Consider the following 16,221-nt stretch of genomic DNA (forward strand, 5'->3'; position numbering starts at 1 on the left):
CAACGCCTGAGTTATAGGCTGCATGACAAACTAGGGTGTGATTTTTTGGCTTCCCCAGACATCAATTGATGATGAATCATAAAACTCAAAAACCTTATTGGAGTACTTTGCTCTCCAGCCCTTCACTTTGTGAATGATAATTTTGTTATGTGGATCGTCAGGATGTCCATACAGGCTAATAAATATCATTAACTTGCTGTTGTTTTGGTTTATAAAATCAAATACATGGTCATCTTCATCACGAATGGAGTGGCCAAAAATAAATAAGCTGCCAGTAATGCTTTTTAACGATGAAAATGTTCTAGAGAGGTATCCATTTTTCTTTATTCGAGTCAGCTTATGCTCAGTTGTGCCTTCCGAAATAAATACCGGAAATCTATCCTGATCTATAGCCTTCTTCACTTGATCGGCCAGCGGCACACCCAAATTGGCATACGAGAGTTTTTCTATATCCGAACCATTGCTAAAGATATGCATCGCACCGTGCAGATAGTACGTGCTTTGCCCCCGTTCTCGGCCGATTTCCCAGTGTAATGAAGTGTCTCTTTCTCCGTCTGGAACGTACTCATCAGAATAGGGGTAGCGAAAGCCATCATCACAAGGCAAAGCCAGTTCGCCTTGATCCTTAAAGTGCATCAAAACCCAATAGAGGAGCAAGTCGTAGTTAAAGGTATAGGTATTCCCATTTTCGAAGTTCTTAAGAAAACTACGACAACTTAAGTACTGCTCTTCTGTTATCTCAGAAGGCTTGGGAGGATGTGACTTGGTAATTACATGTATCAGCGTTCTCTTGAGTTCCTCTATATCGGAATCAATTTCGTCAGTGACCTTCTCTGATGAATCGTAATGTCTAACTATATCTTCTGCCTCCAATAACCGGCGCATCACAAACTCAAAGTCATGTGTCTCAATCGCATCAAAAAGAGAATTTATACGCTCGGACTCGATGTTTTCGGTCAAGGTTGTGTAATTAAATATTTGAGGGAACAAAGCAACGCTGAAGCCGTTTCCGAGCATTAGGTGCTTTTTTGCTGTTCCAGCTTGAGCCATGCAATCTCTAAAGGTTTTTATTTCAGTAGCCATCAAACTTACTCGTTGTTTGCTTGAGCGGGGAACACAAGAATCTCGTTTCAAACCTATAACGTTGGTGCTGTCCGGCAAGCAACAAGTGCCGCGAAGCGACATTCTGATGCCGCATGTCCGCGACGAGCAACCCGTTATGTGCCAGCACGCTTGTTTGCCCAATAGTCATGCACTTTGTTGAATTCAGCAATCCAACACCCGAGCACGTCCTTGGTGTTCCGTCCCCGAGATTTCGCTAGCTCGAAGAAACCAGGTCCAGGCTGCGTGTCGCCGGACTTGTGCACCACAATTGCGGTGAGCATGCCGCGCCCAGCCGCATCTTCTTCGGAGCTGATTTCGCCGAGAAGATGGAACAGTCGAGGGTCGTGAGGCTCGAGCGAGAGCGCCGTGATTTGAGCGACGAGTTCGGAATATGCCATGCGCCCGCGCCGCCGCGCAACCTCGACAAGCACATCAGTCGCCTGCTTCTTCGCTGCCTCCCAGACGGGTCCCTCAAATCCATAGTCGTTCAGCACGCGCGTTCTCCTGGCATATGACGTAGAGCTAACCTGCGCTGCGCGGCTTTATCGCGCAGCGTCCAGAGAGCGAAGCGAACGGGGTTGAGCGCCGGGTTGGGCATCGGTGAGACTATTGCTCAAAAACAATGACGATGATGAACGTATCTTCAAGAGCAGCAGAGAGGGACATGCTTTCGACTACATAATTCAGTGGAATGGCATACCCATTGGTTTTCAAAAACTCTCCCACTTTCTTGGGGATATCTGTGCCTGAGCTTCCATCATGCCCGGTTCCGTCGACGTTTATTGCGAAGAGTTGCTTGCCTAGCCCATTTGGTTTCGCAAAGACATGGGCATGATCTTTGGTTAGTGTGTTTGTGTTGCCTTTATCGAAGCGCGCGGACATCTGAGTTTTTGGAACCCGTGGATAGTCATTGCTTTCAGTAATGTATTGGAGGCCGAGCAATGACAGCTTTTTGGTCAGGCTGTTGGCTTCCTCGATTTTTAAGTTGCCCCTTGGCAGTATCTCGTTGATTTTCATATTTCCTTTAGTGTTCACAAGGTGGTTGCGGGTGATGCCCAACGTAACTTACACCGCAAAATGCTACGGTATAACGTAGCAACCTCAAGCATAAAGGCTTGTACTTTCGTCAATCCCATTTGAATAGTTTGCTCCATTAAAAATAGCGACAAACCCGGCAATTCATAAGGAGTGTGATTTATCTGCCCAATCAATCATTCTCACATCATTGCAATGCTCTTGGTATCCCCCGATTGGGGGATAACGTTAAATGACCGCTCTCGCTGCACTGCCGAATTACAAAATGCTCCATTGCAGTCACTCCACCAGCCACCTCAATTCACGCCATCCCTCCAGTTTTGCTGCAACTGCCGCCATGCTGCCACGCCACACCCCAATATTCCCCCAGGGTCACACGCCGAGTCACCGGAAGGGGGTCGCCATCCCCACAGCCCGAATGCCCGACGCGTGCCCAATATGTCCCAAGGCGGGGCCAGTTCGCACCGACCACCGCCCCGAAACCGCCGAATTACGCAGCCACCAACGCCAAGTCCACCAGCAGCGGCAAGTCCATCGGTAGCGCCACCGGCATCGCCCCTCTAATCATGATTGACGCACTGTTTGCTGCATCTTGTAATGATTTGGTAGATAAATGAGCGTACCGCTGCGTTACTGACGGATCGCTATGGCCCAATATCTGCTGCACTTCATAGAGCGTTCTCCCGGCGTTGACCAGGAAGGACGCATATTGGTGCCGCAAATCGTGGATGCGAAGGTGGGGCAAACCAGCCTTCAACCGCAACCTTGTCCACACCCTCATGATCGTGGTGTAAGGCTTGCCAGTTTGGCGATTGACAAACAAGCTCTCAAAGTCATCCTCTGTGTCCAGTTGTGCCAACACATCAAGGGCACTGTCGTTCAATGGCACCACCCGAATCTTGCGTGACTTTGACACTGCAGCCGGAATGCGCCATACCCGAGTCTGCCTGTCAATCTGACTCCATGTGGCTTTCAGTGCTTCATTGAGTCGGGCACCAGTACTTAGCAGGAATAGGGCGATCAGACAAACATTCCGAGGACTGTCAGGTGAACGTAATACCGTCAGCAGTCTGCACAATTCAGCTTCATCAAGGTAGTGTTCCACCTTGTTGTCCACATTGAACAAAGGCACCTTGGATGCCGGGTTTTTCTCTAGCATGTCCCATTCCACCGCCAAATTAAGTGATTGACGTATCAGTTTGATGTGGTGGTCACACGTCGCTGGCGCAAGCCCTTCAGCCAACAGTGTAGTATGAAACGACTGAATTCTTATCCGGTCAATCGCATCCAGCTTCTTGTCGCCAAACACCTTTTCGATACGCAAACGAAACAGCTCTTCATCACGTTTCCATGACCGCTTGCGGGGAGTCACATAGGGCAAATAATGTTCTGTGAAGAACACGCTGTAGGTCAGCATTACCTTCTTGGCCTTCTCTGCACCTTTCGGGTCAGCACCCAACGCAATCTCTGCCTTGAGTTGCTTGGCCTGCTTGCGTGCATCTGCAAGAGTCACCTCATTTGTCGTGCCAATGCGTTGATGGCAGGTCTTGCCATTGGCATCCTTGTAACGAAAGTAAAAGGTTCCTTGGCCTGGATTGGTTGCACGTACTTCAATATACAAACCGGGACAGTCGGCATCGCAAAGTTCAGTGCGGGCTTTTTCGTCAAGGCATTGCAGCACTTGCGGGAACATGGCAGCGGTTAATTTTAAAACGGGCATAGTGTGAGATCTCCGTAAATAGTTTGATGGATAGGTGAGGGCAACCATGACCCATATGGAGTCACGGTTGCCAGAAAGCTCTTACAGGCCTTTCAGCATGTAAAGTTTGTTGCTTGCATGAGGATTGACACAATGCAGGGGCAGCATCTCTTTGCTGACGAAGTAGGCCAAGCAGCGGCCGATGGCGATGCAGGTAGACCTCTCATGTCCGGCCCAAGCTTCGCTATCATTGAAAAGTGATTTCGCCGTGTGGAGTTTGTATCTGTCGGCTGTAGCCATACCAGCGCTGATATGTTTCCATGCATCCTGGAAAATCCACCTCAAAACGAAGTGGGCTCCAAGTTGCATTCCAACGACTGTGCCTTTCCTCCCTGGACGCTTGTCGAACGCAATGGCAGCAAAGCGATCAGCGCGAATGCCAGCAGCAATGTCGATTTCATATTTCATAGTTGCTCCTCTTATTTGTTAACAATCTGAAAACCAGTTTTGCCGTATTGCTCTTTAGACATGTCAGTCAAACGAGAAAACGGAAACGTAGCCATATGCTTCAAGCAGAGATGCGCATGGCGTTGAGCGAAGCCAGTCAGGTCGCCCCAAAGTTTCGCTCCAACCAGATCCTCAGCGGTGTAATCAACACCCTCCAATAGGAACGGCTGGATGTCTCTGAAATTGGACTCAACAAGGTCAAAATATGCGGTTTCAACTTTGAACTTATTCAGCAGAATCATGGTGCCATTCGGTTCCATAGAATCGAGCAGGATTTCACTGTTGTTTGCGAGAACCTTGTTGCCATAGGTGATGGTTACTTTTGTCATTTTTGAAAATTCCTTATTTATGCTATTGATGGCGACTAGCTTCAGATTGCAAGCCAGTCATGTGGAACGTACGTAATGCCTGCCCATTTAGGCGTTGATTAATTCCTCTTTCTTTCTCATTCCGCCCTCTGAAATTTGGCGGTAAAAGTATTGGGCCTTTTGTCATCTGGTAAGAGGTCGATTTACCAAAAGGTAATTGGTAAATTGGTTTTACGTCTCTCGTCTCTGAACATGCCAACCGGGATATTTGGCGCACCCCCTTCAGACGGGAGCAGGCGATGCAGCCGTTAACTAAAGCACTTGCGGGTGGTCGTTCATTTGTACCGTTACGCCAAATGAACCTTTGGGGAGGGCAGGGGGGAGGAACGTTTCAACTTACTGGCGTTGATCGAAATGCGACCTTCCCCAGTGTTCCGAGTCACATGACCACAAGTTCAAACTTCTGCCCACCCTCCATCCCTGTTTGGCCAGAACCAATCCCTGGATGGACGTTAATCAACAAGACTTTGGGAATGCAGGGGGGGGCAGCCCCGGACCAATCTGCATCCCGTCCTGTACCGTCAATCAGTACAGATCAGCGCCACCTAACGCCGGTATCATTGGGGTCTGGCGATGCCGCAAAGGAACTCGCCAGCTAACTTTCCCGTTGATCTTCTTGGATTCGCCAAACAATTCGCGTAAGATGCCTGCACATTCCTTGCACTGGGGGTTGGTTGGAAAGTTGATTCCGATGGCCTGCAACACTTCAATGGAGGTCATTGGTGGCAGGTGGGCGCGTGAAGTGTCCGCTATATCGACAGCATTCATAATGCGTTCACGGATGGCACTCACAACCCGGTGTGCATTGTTTTGTTGCTCAAGAACCAGTTCCTCTTCTGGTGTCAACCACCACTGCTCACCCTTTTCAAAATCAATGGCAAGTTGAGCAAACAACTGTTGCATGTCGATGCCGTGCTGGTAATTGATCTTGGTGACTGGAATCGTCCACCAACGCGAATTACCAGTTGAGTCCACCAGAAAATTGCTGTCGTTAACCGTGGCACAAAACACTGTGCGCCGAGGGTACTCAGAATCCAGTCTTCCATAAGGGCGTCGCACCTTGTCCGTATCTGCCGTGATGAAGCCCTTAAGACGGGCAACATCTTTTTTGAAAGAGCTATCCAACTCTCCAATTTCGACGATCCAGTGCGAAGCTGCCCTTGTGATGGAGTCTTTGTTGCTGCCATCCAAATGGTGATTGAGCAACACCGTTTGTGCTCGAAGATTCTCATCAGGGACTAATGATGCAACCCAAGCCGTTTTACCCAGTCCCTGTTTACCTTGCAAGGTCAGTACACCACGGCACCGGAATCCGCTTTCCATCAACGCCGCAGCAACCGGGCTAAGCACCCAGCGGTACATCAGGACCTCTTTTAGATCCTGCGGAAATCCATCAGCTTGCTCCAGGGTGGCATAAAAGGCTGGGTAACGATCAACACCATCCCACGGTTTGCTCCTGATCATGCTGGCCACAGGGTTGTATTGGTTTCTGTCACCGACGGCAACAAGTAGGCTGGATATCTGACTTGTTGGGAAGCTGTTCAGTGACGCAACACTGACTATTTGTGACAGCAAAACGTTGTCGCGGTTGTCGAAAGAGCCGGTGTGCCCTGCTATAACAATCTCTAGTTTCTTAGCGATAACGTTATAGCCAACTGATATGTCGTAGGCCGTCAGCATGTACTGGAAGTTGGCGATCGTCGGCAGAATCTGGCAGCTTGGGGTACGGGGTTGATTTGGGAATGTATTCGCATCCAGCGGCTTGGCTTTATCCAAGACAAATACGTTGCTTCGCTGGTTTGTGAGTGACTGTGCCAAGCCTGAGTTCGATGGCGCCAGTGTTTTGCTGGCACCATCTGGGCTTGCTACCAATGCAGACGGCGGAATCGGTTTGATTTTGTCGGGTGGCGTGGCATCACTGATCTTATTTTTCGTGATCAGGTGTGCTGGAAATTCGAATGGCGCATTACCCTTGGGTGACTTTTCTTGAGACTCCATTTTGCCCTTTCTAAAGGCTGTTGATGAAGTCTTGAGTAAATCAGCGGGTGTCTGGTAATACGTCGATTTACCAAAAGGTAAATGGTAAATTCATCCTGAGCCTAAGTCCTCTTCAGAGTCAATGCTTTCTTGCTTCTTAGGGCTGCCGAAATAAGTTTCCGTATGTTTTCGACCGATTGACCACTCAATTCATTCTCGTTATTCGCTACAAACGCAACGCCAGAAAAATACTTTGCGACTTCTAGCACATTTGGCTCATCAACAACGCCTCCATATTTAGGAGCAGTCTTCGCGAATGCCTCAACGAACAGTGCAAGTGTTGTAAGAATGTTGCCCGCTTTGACCTTGCCCAAGTCACCCGTTTCATTCACATCTCCTTGGCGTTGTCTTATTTTCTTAGTTACTTCAACAATGGTGGGGGCAGAACCTTCGAGTGAGAAGATAGAAAACTCATACTTCTTTATGGCCCACAAATCAAGACTACTCAGCGCAATGTAGGGGTCATTGAGAGTTTTTGTAGCAGTTTTATCTACGCGCAATTCACACTCATCACCTCTCGCAAGTTCATCGTCGATGTCACGAAAATATTGTGCTGCTTTGTAAATTTTTTGACTAAGGCGGTCAACTTCGTCAGCCGCATCACTAAATACTTTTTTCGACTCGTCCGTTTTGAGCTCATCATCTGCTTCAAACGCTTCATACAGCCTTTTTTGTGCGGCTTCCCGCAGTTCCAAAAGTTGATCTTCAAGTGGCTCGTCCATCGTATGGATGTACGGAAGCTGATCCTCTGAGATGCCGTCTTCAGTCACATCGATGACCTTGCGCCGAATTGGACCTTGCATCCAGCCAAGTAATTTGGCAACTGCCACATTTCTGGTACAACTCGTACTGAAATCTATGAAAATCTCGTCAGCGGCGGTGATCATGATGGACTCCCTATTAATGTTGGATTTGGCTACAGATGGTGGGTAATATTGATAGCATCACGCTGGCAAGATCGACAAGTGGATTTGATAGTACCCCTTCTAAGCAGAATCACATCACAAAAGAGCACGTACATACATTCCTCTACACATATTTCCAAAAGACAAAATCACTTATTTTGATTGAATGTTTTTTTTAAAAATTCCCAATGTAGTTGGTGGTAGCAGGAGAAGGAGGGGAAGCAAAAAAAATCAACGTTTACTGGGACATAGGGGTGGGGAGGGGGCGCAAACTTTGTAACACCAACACAAGATGAAAAAAGAGTTGTGACGGTAGCTCGCTTAATGTCCATTCACCACGGCACAGGTTTCGCTTTCGAAGATTTCTGCCCCCACCTGCATCCCCCACGGGTCAAATGCTGTACACCTCCGTCAGTCAATCGCAGCCAAGATGGACTTCACCTCTGCATGCCCAAGCATGTATTCTCGCAACAGGTGGTACTGCTGGGCGCAAGTCTCGGCAAACGCACCATCACCAAACGACAAGTGGCTATAGGCATACAAACAGGCAGTGATTCCCAATGCATCCCCCGACAGTTGCCCCGAAAAGCCATTGTCGGCGTTGACTTTAAATATGGTGTCGGTTCGTGGTGCCATGTAGAAACCGCCATTAGATAAAGCAAAGAAGTGCCAATGTCCACCGTTGTATGTGGGTGCCGCCAATTGCTCCGCAAAGCAAAACACCGTGGGCTCCAGCTTCAGCGGGAAGTGAATGCCAAACAGCTTATCCACAAAATCCATGCGGTCAGCTTCAGGTACAAGGTAGCTGGAAATGTTGTCATTCATGTGAAATTCCAATCAAAAAAATAATGGTGTTGTCCGCCACCCAGCCACGCTTACGCCCACTGCGAAGTGCAGCTTGCGAAACATGACTGGGGGGAAGAAGCGAGAAGAAACGAGATGGGTGTGAGGCAGGGTAATGTCAGTGAACAATAACGTCCAAGTCATAGCCCCAACCATCTTCAGCCTCAGAGCCAGCCAGGTGACAAGCTTGGGCATTAATGGCTTCGGGATAAGCGTCGTCCGGAATGTCCCAATCAAGGACAGCGGAAACGGCATCGAGATAGCGGTCTTGTATTTGCATAAAAATTCTCCTTAACGAAAACAGTAGAAAATGAAAATGGTCAGGCCCAAAGCGAGCGCGACCAACGAGGGAAGGGGGAAATCGGAATGTCAGCAGTGCAACGGCGGCAATGCCCATCCAGCGGGTGTTGTTGAACATCAGGCCAAGAAGGCTGACGGCGATCAAGGTGGAAACGAGAGGTCGCATTGGCCTCCTTCGGTAATGAAAAAAACTTTAGGCCGGTATTGGGCCGGTATTGGCGGCGTGAAAAAAGTCAGCTCGGAAAACTTGTTACGTTTCAAGCACTTACAGACGCAAAAACGGAGAGACCTGCGGATTACTACTAGCTCGATCAGTCTTTGACCTTCATTGGCTTGTCTTTGAGCGTCAACTTCCTACCTCCGGTATTCGCATTGGCCGTTGCAGCCATAGCAATATCCGGTGCCGATTCCAGCAATGCATTGACCTCCGCCATGAATGCCGATGGATCAATCAATTCATAGCAGCGTCGGTTGGTTTTCAATGTCCGCACCAATCCAAGGCTCTTCAAAACAGCCAGCAGGAAGCCAGGTGAATTGGTCGATTTGCTGGGATAAATGGAGCGCAGGGTCGAGGACGTGATTTCCTGACTATTGGGGAGTTGATTCAGAACTTCTTGAATGCCGACGTATGGAATCCAGTCGTTGTTGAAGTAACCGCCACCATCATTGGCCAGCAACTGGAACTGGATCTCGGAAGCAGCGTTGCCGCCGACGTTGTAGGTCAGGGTCGATTTGCCTGAAAGGGAAGGGCAGGATGCCGTTTTCAAAATGGTGACGTATACGGCTTGATTAGTTTCTGTGTTCATGACGAACTCCTGTGTGTGAATGGGATTGAGTGGTGATCAGACCGAAGCCTTCTCATATAAGATGGCTGAAAATGCGCAGTCCAAAATGGACAGGCAGGGAGATGGCAAGGTGGCTGCGTCAACTACGAATGAGCCACCAAAGGATGTAAAGAATGACGGCCCATACTGCGCAGTACACGGTGAGGTAAATGCCGATTCCGACTAGCATCACACCCAACCACAGCAGTCCAGCTGGTGCAATAAATCCTAAAAAGGCACCAAGGATCAATCCTTTCAGGCCACTGCCGAATCCGCCGATGCAAGCATCGACGATCACGCTAATGACAATGGGAATGCGTAGCTTGCGGAAATAGCTTGGAACGTCTGTGATGCCAAATCGCTCCAGCATTGACAGGAATACCAAATTGACCGTTTCTGTATGGATCGACCGCCATGCAGGCAAGACCTTTCTTGGATGAAACTTGCGATCGGAGGATTTGCGGGATGCCATGCTCAGATTGCCACCGGCATTGCATACTTTCGGCACATCGCCAGCAACTCGGGATCAACTCCAGTTTTAGGTATGAAGACCTCAATGCCAAATCCGTCGTCGCTGATGATGAACACCATCTCAAAGAATCCGGCATGTTCGTCCAGGACCTCGAAAGATTGCGTATACCCAAGCTGATCAAAGCGGATGCCTGTCCACTTGTTGGCCAAGATGTCGAAGCCAAGTTGTGCATTGAGGGCGTCAATGCTGTCACCGGGTTCGACCACAAGAAAGTAGCCCAGCACGTCGGGGTCGTATGGATAGTCTTCACTGAGGTCACTGATCGTTTTTTCAATACAGGTGCGCAACTCAAGATTTGTGACGGTGGCGGCGTCGGCAGGGTCTCGGATTGTTTGCATGGCAGCTCCTTTCGATAGACAAAAAAAAGCCCCGAGACTGCGAGGGTCAGGGGGCTTGGCAGGGGTGACGTTTCAACCCTTGCGGGTGTTGCGTCAGTTATGAGATATGGATGGTCAGTGGGGTGGTGAAGGTTTCGGGTGACTGAGTTGGTGATGGTTATGCCTGTGCCTTGTACCGCTTCCTCAAGGCGAAAAGGTCAATGGCACTCAGTATCAGCGTCATGAAACTGATGTCTCAGACAGCAATTTGATCCATACGGACATGGCACCCAATTTGAAGAGGGCGACGGCGGTTGCGGCAACGAATGGCAAGAACATAAAGACTCCTTTGGGTTGGTGGAAGTGGAAATGAAAAAAGCGCCACAGGGATTGCTCCGAGGGCGCTTTTGAGGGGGCGGTGATGCTTTGATTTAAAATTTGAGAGTAAAAGAAGGAATAGGGTTGCTCTTGGGGAAGTCGTCCGCTATTCTGATGTTCCTTGAACTAGGGCATGGAAAAGCGTCCAGGATTACTTGGATCCAGGGCTTTTTAGTGGCTGCTTAAGTCGATTGGGACTGGGAGTCCGGATTGGCCGTTTTGGCCATCCGTTCGACTAGACTCAGAGGTAATACTAGGGGCTATTTTTGGGAAGTTGCAATATAAGTTTTCCCTAAGCCTCTTTTTGGTGGCAGTGTCCAAAGAGCCAGTTTCCCGCAATTGCATTCACCACACCTACATGAACAGCGTTTCCCAAGCACGCAAAGGCGCGCTCTCGATTAGGCGGATGTACCCAACTCGAGGGGAATCCTTGCAACTGCAAGGCCTCAGAGGGAATGAGATGCCTCCCCAATGCGCCAGGAGCAGCCCCATCTAACGACTCACTTCCATTCAGGCGCGGGACAATCGGGACTTGTGTGGTCGTCATTGCGATCAACGCAGGGACGTGTGCCAGGCGTTTAACGCGCAGGCCTGACGGTCTAAATTGGAGAATGTGTTTCCATATCTTAAGATCCTCTCCTTTGCAATTCCATTCGAGTTTTTGGTAAGACGGGACTCGAATGACTTGATAAAGGTTGTCGAGCCACTGTCTGAGCCAATGGGGATCAATGGATGACCACAGTCTGATGGCCCATTCGCGGTTTTGTTCAATGAAGCGCTGCTTCCAACGTGGCCATGCATCTCGCTTACCTGCGTAAGCTGGCCAAGTTTCAATCCAATCAGCAGTCCTAAGCGTATTGAATGGCTTTGAAAGCCAAGCTCGCTCACCAGTTGGTGAGAACTCCTTGATGTCAACACCAAGAGATGTGGATTCTCCAATACGTTTTCTAGCGAAATTGAATAGTTCTCTACGCTGGTTTGCCAGTGTCTCTAAATCAGAAGCACATACCTTAGGGTTTTCATGAATTGGGTACCAATGCCAGGGGTCCAATTCATAACCCCAGATTGGGTACGAGGGCATAGTCTCTTTCCAAGCGGGCTTAGCACCTAGTCGGTCAAGTTCCTCAAGCTTCTCCAGGAGTTTAGCCCAGTGGTTGATACACCGCACGCGGTCAGATGTGACTTGAGACGAAACCACGCTTTCAGTTTCTGCTGGTGATTTCGCTCCTGAAATAATAGCGGAGAGATTAGTTCTCGCTTGCTCGTCAAGTCCTTTACCAATCAGTGATGACAACATTACGTCAGTGCGCCCGAACGGAAATGTATTGCGCTTGCTCAATGGCTCCTTCAGTAACTCACGGATCAACTTTGAATCCGTTCGGATTGGCTTTTTCCGCTGGCCAACGATAAAAAACCGCTCGCGATGATGGGGATACCCGAGATGATGGGGTGAAATGAGCCCTGAAGAATCACCGACGCCAACATGCTCGGTAGCAACGATGTCGTATCCGAGATCGACTTCCAAGATTCTGCGCACGCGAGACCACGTATTGCCTCCGTCATGTTTTGCGAAATTACCGACGTTCTCTAGTAACAAAAAAGCAGGTCGCTTTTCTCTAAGAATTGTCGCGATAGTATGGAATACCGTTCCGCGTGTATCGTCCAACCCGCGCTGAGCACCAGATTTAGAAAAAGGCTGACAGGGGAATCCGGCACATAGCAAGTCGTGCTCGGGAAGCAATGACTTGCCATTTTTAGACTTTCGAAGTCCAGTCTCCGACTCATCTAAGAAACAAGTCATGTCTCCGTGGATTTTGACGAGTTGGCCGCGTTCATCGAATTCCGGTAAGGCGTTAAGGAACTCGGGAAGTTTTCCATTTTTTGCCTTGCCTTTCTCGTAAAGTCCCGACTCCGAATGCAGCTTCCTGTACGTATCACTGATTTCCGGGAAGTTGGCTACATAGCACTTTCGCAGGTCATTTTCAAGCTCCGACGCAGCCACACAAGTAAAGGAAATTGGATTGCTCAGCTGATCGGCCGCTGCTTTGGCTGCATCTGAGAGTCCCAGATGGAAGCCTCCCAGGCCCGCACAAAAATCCACGAACCGAATCTCGCGAGGCTCGTCGCTCACACCCACAGTTGTCAAAATAACCCCAAAACAAATTCGCCAAACGAAGCTGAGCCCGCTGCGGAGTTTAACCAATAGCCCACGCTCAGCGCTTCAATAAACAGGATTATCATCTGAAGCGGGAATAGGTCTAAAAATGCGAGTGAAGTCCAAAATTCTGTCCAAATCGGCGTCTTAGATGCGCTTGCAAAATGACTTTTGAGGCATCTGCGCTTCTTTAAGTCAAAAAGGCAGATCAAAAACTGCCATTTGCGGTCTTGACAACTTGCTAGACTGAAATTAAACCAACAACGAAATTTACAAAATATTTAGGGCAGGAAATGGTAGAAGAGACTCAACTCAGCGAAGACGATGAAGCTAAATTTGACGAACTGGAAACTCTGCAGAACAAAATTGCAGACCAACTATCTGAACTGTCCAATAGCGAGATATTGCCTGTTGGCTACAAGTCGTCTGGTGGCTCATTTGAAGCCGCCGAGGTAAGTTTTACTTCTAGTAGTTGGCTACTAAGGATATGTCAAGTCCAGGCCTGGCTCAGGCTAAACGAAGACTTGGAAAGTAATCTGGCAGATTCCAACCCTATAACCCTTGCAGAAAATTTATTTAAAGAGTTGCAGCCAAAGGAGCAAGCTATTTGCGTATCTTCTGAAGATGGCAACTTGCGATTAACGTTAACTGGCGCCGAGATACTGGCAGAAAAATTTGATGTGGCGTTGCGTCTTCAGCAAGAGTTCATTGAACTATGTGAGACCCTAAGCAAAAAAAATGCAACTGAACTTTGGATTGAAGCTTGGGAGGAGGAGGGTGAGGGGGATTTAGATCCTTCCAACTCCGAGCAAATAATTGCCACTAGTGAAACTTGGAATATTAGTGATTTCTCGTATTGGGCTGGAAAGGGAAACTTAAACTTAAACCCCTCATACCAACGTGGCGATGTCTGGCCTACTAGCGATGCTCAGAAGCTTATAGAGTCTGTTTTACGCGGCATTCCTCTGCCTTCAATCATTCTGCTTAACCCTGAAGGTGATAAGAAAAGTAAGCAGTATGAAGTTGTAGATGGCAAGCAAAGGTTGACTTCACTATTGAGATTCATTGGTCAACATCCAAAAGCACTGAAAACTGTCAAGAACGAATCCGCCAGGTTTCCAGATGCTGGGTTGGAAAAACTTTTCAGGACTGACTACAGGAAGTTCCGTAAGGTCTGGAAGCGAACTGTGGGGAGCACTTTGTCTGACAAGCTTGAAACTGAACTTTACTTTCCCTTCCCACTTAAAAGTAGTTCGAAAGCACTTAGAGGATCACTAAAAGGTCTAGCCGGAAAGTACTACTGTGAAATTATCGATGTAAATATAGATGTTGGAAAAGTAGAGGAATCTGTATATGAAATTTTTGAGCGAAAAAGTCAATACAAGATTCCTTTGATTGAGTATTCAGAAGCAACTCCAAGGCAAATTCAGGAAGTCTTCCATCTCTACAACAAGCAAGGAAAACACCTCAATGCAGAGGAAATTCGCAACGCACTTTTCCACGATGTTGAATTGGTCAAACTCTTACTTGTTGCATCAGGAGATAACCTCAATTTCAAAGATTTAGCGCCCTACTTTCCGTCAAATGAATACAAGACATTGGAGGAAATTTCAGCTTGTTTGGATGGATATCATTTTGGCAAAGCTCGCTACAAACGAACAAAAATGTTGAGTTGGCTAACTTCATTGCTGTTTAAACCGGCTGAATCGGATGGCGTGCTGGTAATTCGATCAACAGCTAAGCAGATAGATGATTTGCTGGGAAGCATCAGAGATACACCTGGACATAAGCTCAGCAAAAAGTCAACTCTCGTTGAGTATGCAAAAGATCTGGAGAAATGCTTGACAACACACTCGTCTAACGATTGTTGGATTGCCAAGTTTAAGGATGAAGATAACGGTCAGAGATGGCAAGAGTTGCAATTGGTAGCTACTCTGCTCGCAGTGTTTCTGCACGATGTGAGTGGGGGCAACACTGACGAATTCTTAAGCTCACGGAGAAAGGACATCTTGGAGTTCACTAAGGGACACAGAAGACCAGAAAACGCCCAAAACAAAACACAATGGGGATTTATTGGTGAGGTCGCATTGGGAATGCTTGAACTGGCTAATGTGGATCAGATGATGCTAGAAAGCATTTTGCTTGATCGATATGGTGTTAGTTGCTTGTCAACGCTAAGGGCTGCGAGAGTTCACTATAGACCTCGAGCCTGAGGTGACCGTGGATTCGGAAAATATTAGGTTGCTGACGGGTGGAGTGTTGCCGAGAGGTACTCCGATTTTGAACGAACCAATTGGTTGGTGGGTGAGTTACAAAAATCAGCTTGCATTGAGCGGCCTGAGTGCAACGGCAGTGAAAGCGGTTGATCTTGACTCTCAATACATTGTTGACCGCGGGATTTATGGAGCTGGGGACATCAGGTCACCATTGACAAATTGGCCAGAGACAAGGACACGACGTGGTCTGGTCATGGGGGCTGTGCAATCCGGAAAAACTGCTTCACTCATTGCGGTCATCGCTAAGGCTTTGGATAGCAAAGTTGATATTGTGGTGATCCTTGGGGGAACGAGAACTGCGCTTTGGCGGCAGACCTACGAGCGTGTCGTTTTTCAGTTAGATCAATGGAATGAGGAAAACGACACTGACCGCCGTTCAGAGCGAATATTGGTTCCTTCCCCGTCAGTTCTGCTTTCTTCAGAAAACTTTGTTGATCTTGAATACCTGTATTTTGAGACTCCGAACCTAGTTAGAAGCATGTTGATTGCCCAACGGCCTCTCATTGCCGTTGTCATGAAACAGGTGGATCACCTGGAACATTTTGGGAAGTACCTTCATAAGGTCCTGAATTCGACCTTCGCGAAGTCGGACAAACCTCTTCACATGTTAGTCGTTGATGATGAAGCTGATGATGGATCAATCCTGGATAGTGAAGCCGAGCGAGGACAAGCAATTGACTCTGACTTATTGAAACAAATACCAAGATATATCCAACGCTTATGGTCTGGAAATGGAACAGCCAATGAAACGTTGAATAAAAAGCTCTTCGCATCGTATTTGGCTTATACCGCCACTCCTCAGGCTAACTTCCTACAGTCTCCCTGATGGCCACTTCAAATTCCCCCACCTTTGGCCAGTCAAATTCCCCCAGGCAGGACGGCTAAATTATCAACTGTTTGGCCTGGCTGGTTCTGACTTCCTTTCTTGGTAATTTCTCCCC

The 16,221-nt window shown here is 48.2% G+C and carries 16 protein-coding genes; 2 read left to right on the top strand and 14 right to left on the bottom strand.

What is annotated here, in order from left to right; all coding sequences use genetic code 11:
* Window positions 1-30: 30 nt before the first annotated feature.
* The 14 genes from HHJ17_RS18320 to dcm form a co-directional block, all read right to left on the bottom strand.
* Entirely contained in the window at window positions 31-1,083 is a 1,053-nt protein-coding gene (locus HHJ17_RS18320; RefSeq protein WP_296506814.1) for a DUF4917 family protein, read from the bottom strand.
* Window positions 1,084-1,217: 134 nt separating this feature from the next.
* Window positions 1,218-1,598, bottom strand: coding sequence for a hypothetical protein (locus tag HHJ17_RS18325; RefSeq protein ID WP_296506816.1), 381 nt, complete (start codon window positions 1,596-1,598; stop codon window positions 1,218-1,220).
* A 112-nt stretch (window positions 1,599-1,710) separates the two neighbouring features.
* Entirely contained in the window at window positions 1,711-2,139 is a 429-nt protein-coding gene (locus HHJ17_RS18330; RefSeq protein ID WP_296506818.1) for a hypothetical protein, read from the bottom strand.
* A gap of 490 nt (window positions 2,140-2,629) precedes the next feature.
* Window positions 2,630-3,859: a site-specific integrase gene (locus HHJ17_RS18335; RefSeq protein WP_296506820.1), complete on the bottom strand. Its 1,230-nt coding sequence runs from the start codon at window positions 3,857-3,859 to the stop codon at window positions 2,630-2,632.
* An 81-nt stretch (window positions 3,860-3,940) separates the two neighbouring features.
* A complete protein-coding gene (locus tag HHJ17_RS18340) occupies window positions 3,941-4,306 on the bottom strand; it encodes a hypothetical protein (RefSeq protein ID WP_296506821.1) in 366 nt (121 codons plus the stop codon).
* Between the two features lie 11 nt (window positions 4,307-4,317).
* Window positions 4,318-4,674 carry a hypothetical protein gene (locus HHJ17_RS18345; protein WP_296506823.1) on the bottom strand — a complete coding sequence of 119 codons (357 nt, stop codon included), beginning with the start codon at window positions 4,672-4,674 and terminating at the stop codon, window positions 4,318-4,320.
* A gap of 564 nt (window positions 4,675-5,238) precedes the next feature.
* Window positions 5,239-6,711 carry a VapE domain-containing protein gene (locus HHJ17_RS18350; RefSeq protein ID WP_296506825.1) on the bottom strand — a complete coding sequence of 491 codons (1,473 nt, stop codon included), beginning with the start codon at window positions 6,709-6,711 and terminating at the stop codon, window positions 5,239-5,241.
* Window positions 6,712-6,812: 101 nt separating this feature from the next.
* The gene (locus HHJ17_RS18355; protein ID WP_296506827.1) at window positions 6,813-7,637 is read right to left on the bottom strand and encodes a hypothetical protein; all 825 of its coding nucleotides are present in this window, start codon (window positions 7,635-7,637) and stop codon (window positions 6,813-6,815) included.
* A gap of 429 nt (window positions 7,638-8,066) precedes the next feature.
* Window positions 8,067-8,480 (bottom strand): antirestriction protein, encoded by a 414-nt coding sequence (locus HHJ17_RS18360; RefSeq protein WP_296506831.1) that lies wholly within the window; start codon window positions 8,478-8,480, stop codon window positions 8,067-8,069.
* A gap of 136 nt (window positions 8,481-8,616) precedes the next feature.
* A complete protein-coding gene (locus HHJ17_RS18365; RefSeq protein WP_296506833.1) occupies window positions 8,617-8,964 on the bottom strand; it encodes a hypothetical protein in 348 nt (115 codons plus the stop codon).
* Window positions 8,965-9,109: 145 nt separating this feature from the next.
* Window positions 9,110-9,604 carry a hypothetical protein gene (locus HHJ17_RS18370; RefSeq protein WP_296506834.1) on the bottom strand — a complete coding sequence of 165 codons (495 nt, stop codon included), beginning with the start codon at window positions 9,602-9,604 and terminating at the stop codon, window positions 9,110-9,112.
* 118 nt (window positions 9,605-9,722) lie between these two features.
* Complete coding sequence (locus tag HHJ17_RS18375; RefSeq protein ID WP_296506836.1) at window positions 9,723-10,094, bottom strand: hypothetical protein; 372 nt, start codon at window positions 10,092-10,094, stop codon at window positions 9,723-9,725.
* 2 nt (window positions 10,095-10,096) lie between these two features.
* A complete protein-coding gene (locus tag HHJ17_RS18380) occupies window positions 10,097-10,492 on the bottom strand; it encodes a hypothetical protein (RefSeq protein ID WP_296506837.1) in 396 nt (131 codons plus the stop codon).
* A gap of 649 nt (window positions 10,493-11,141) precedes the next feature.
* Window positions 11,142-12,980 carry a DNA cytosine methyltransferase gene (gene dcm / locus HHJ17_RS18385; protein WP_296506838.1) on the bottom strand — a complete coding sequence of 613 codons (1,839 nt, stop codon included), beginning with the start codon at window positions 12,978-12,980 and terminating at the stop codon, window positions 11,142-11,144.
* A gap of 317 nt (window positions 12,981-13,297) precedes the next feature.
* Between dcm and HHJ17_RS18390 the strand changes: the two genes are divergently transcribed.
* Both HHJ17_RS18390 and HHJ17_RS18395 read left to right on the top strand, forming a co-directional pair.
* Window positions 13,298-15,217, top strand: a complete 1,920-nt coding sequence (locus tag HHJ17_RS18390) for a DUF262 domain-containing protein (protein ID WP_296506839.1) — start codon at window positions 13,298-13,300, stop codon at window positions 15,215-15,217.
* Window positions 15,218-15,224: 7 nt separating this feature from the next.
* Window positions 15,225-16,106 carry a hypothetical protein gene (locus tag HHJ17_RS18395; protein WP_296506840.1) on the top strand — a complete coding sequence of 294 codons (882 nt, stop codon included), beginning with the start codon at window positions 15,225-15,227 and terminating at the stop codon, window positions 16,104-16,106.
* Window positions 16,107-16,221: the final 115 nt, after the last annotated feature.

It is taken from the genome of Rhodoferax sp., from assembly GCF_012927445.1.
Classification (GTDB): domain Bacteria; phylum Pseudomonadota; class Gammaproteobacteria; order Burkholderiales; family Burkholderiaceae_C; genus Rhodoferax.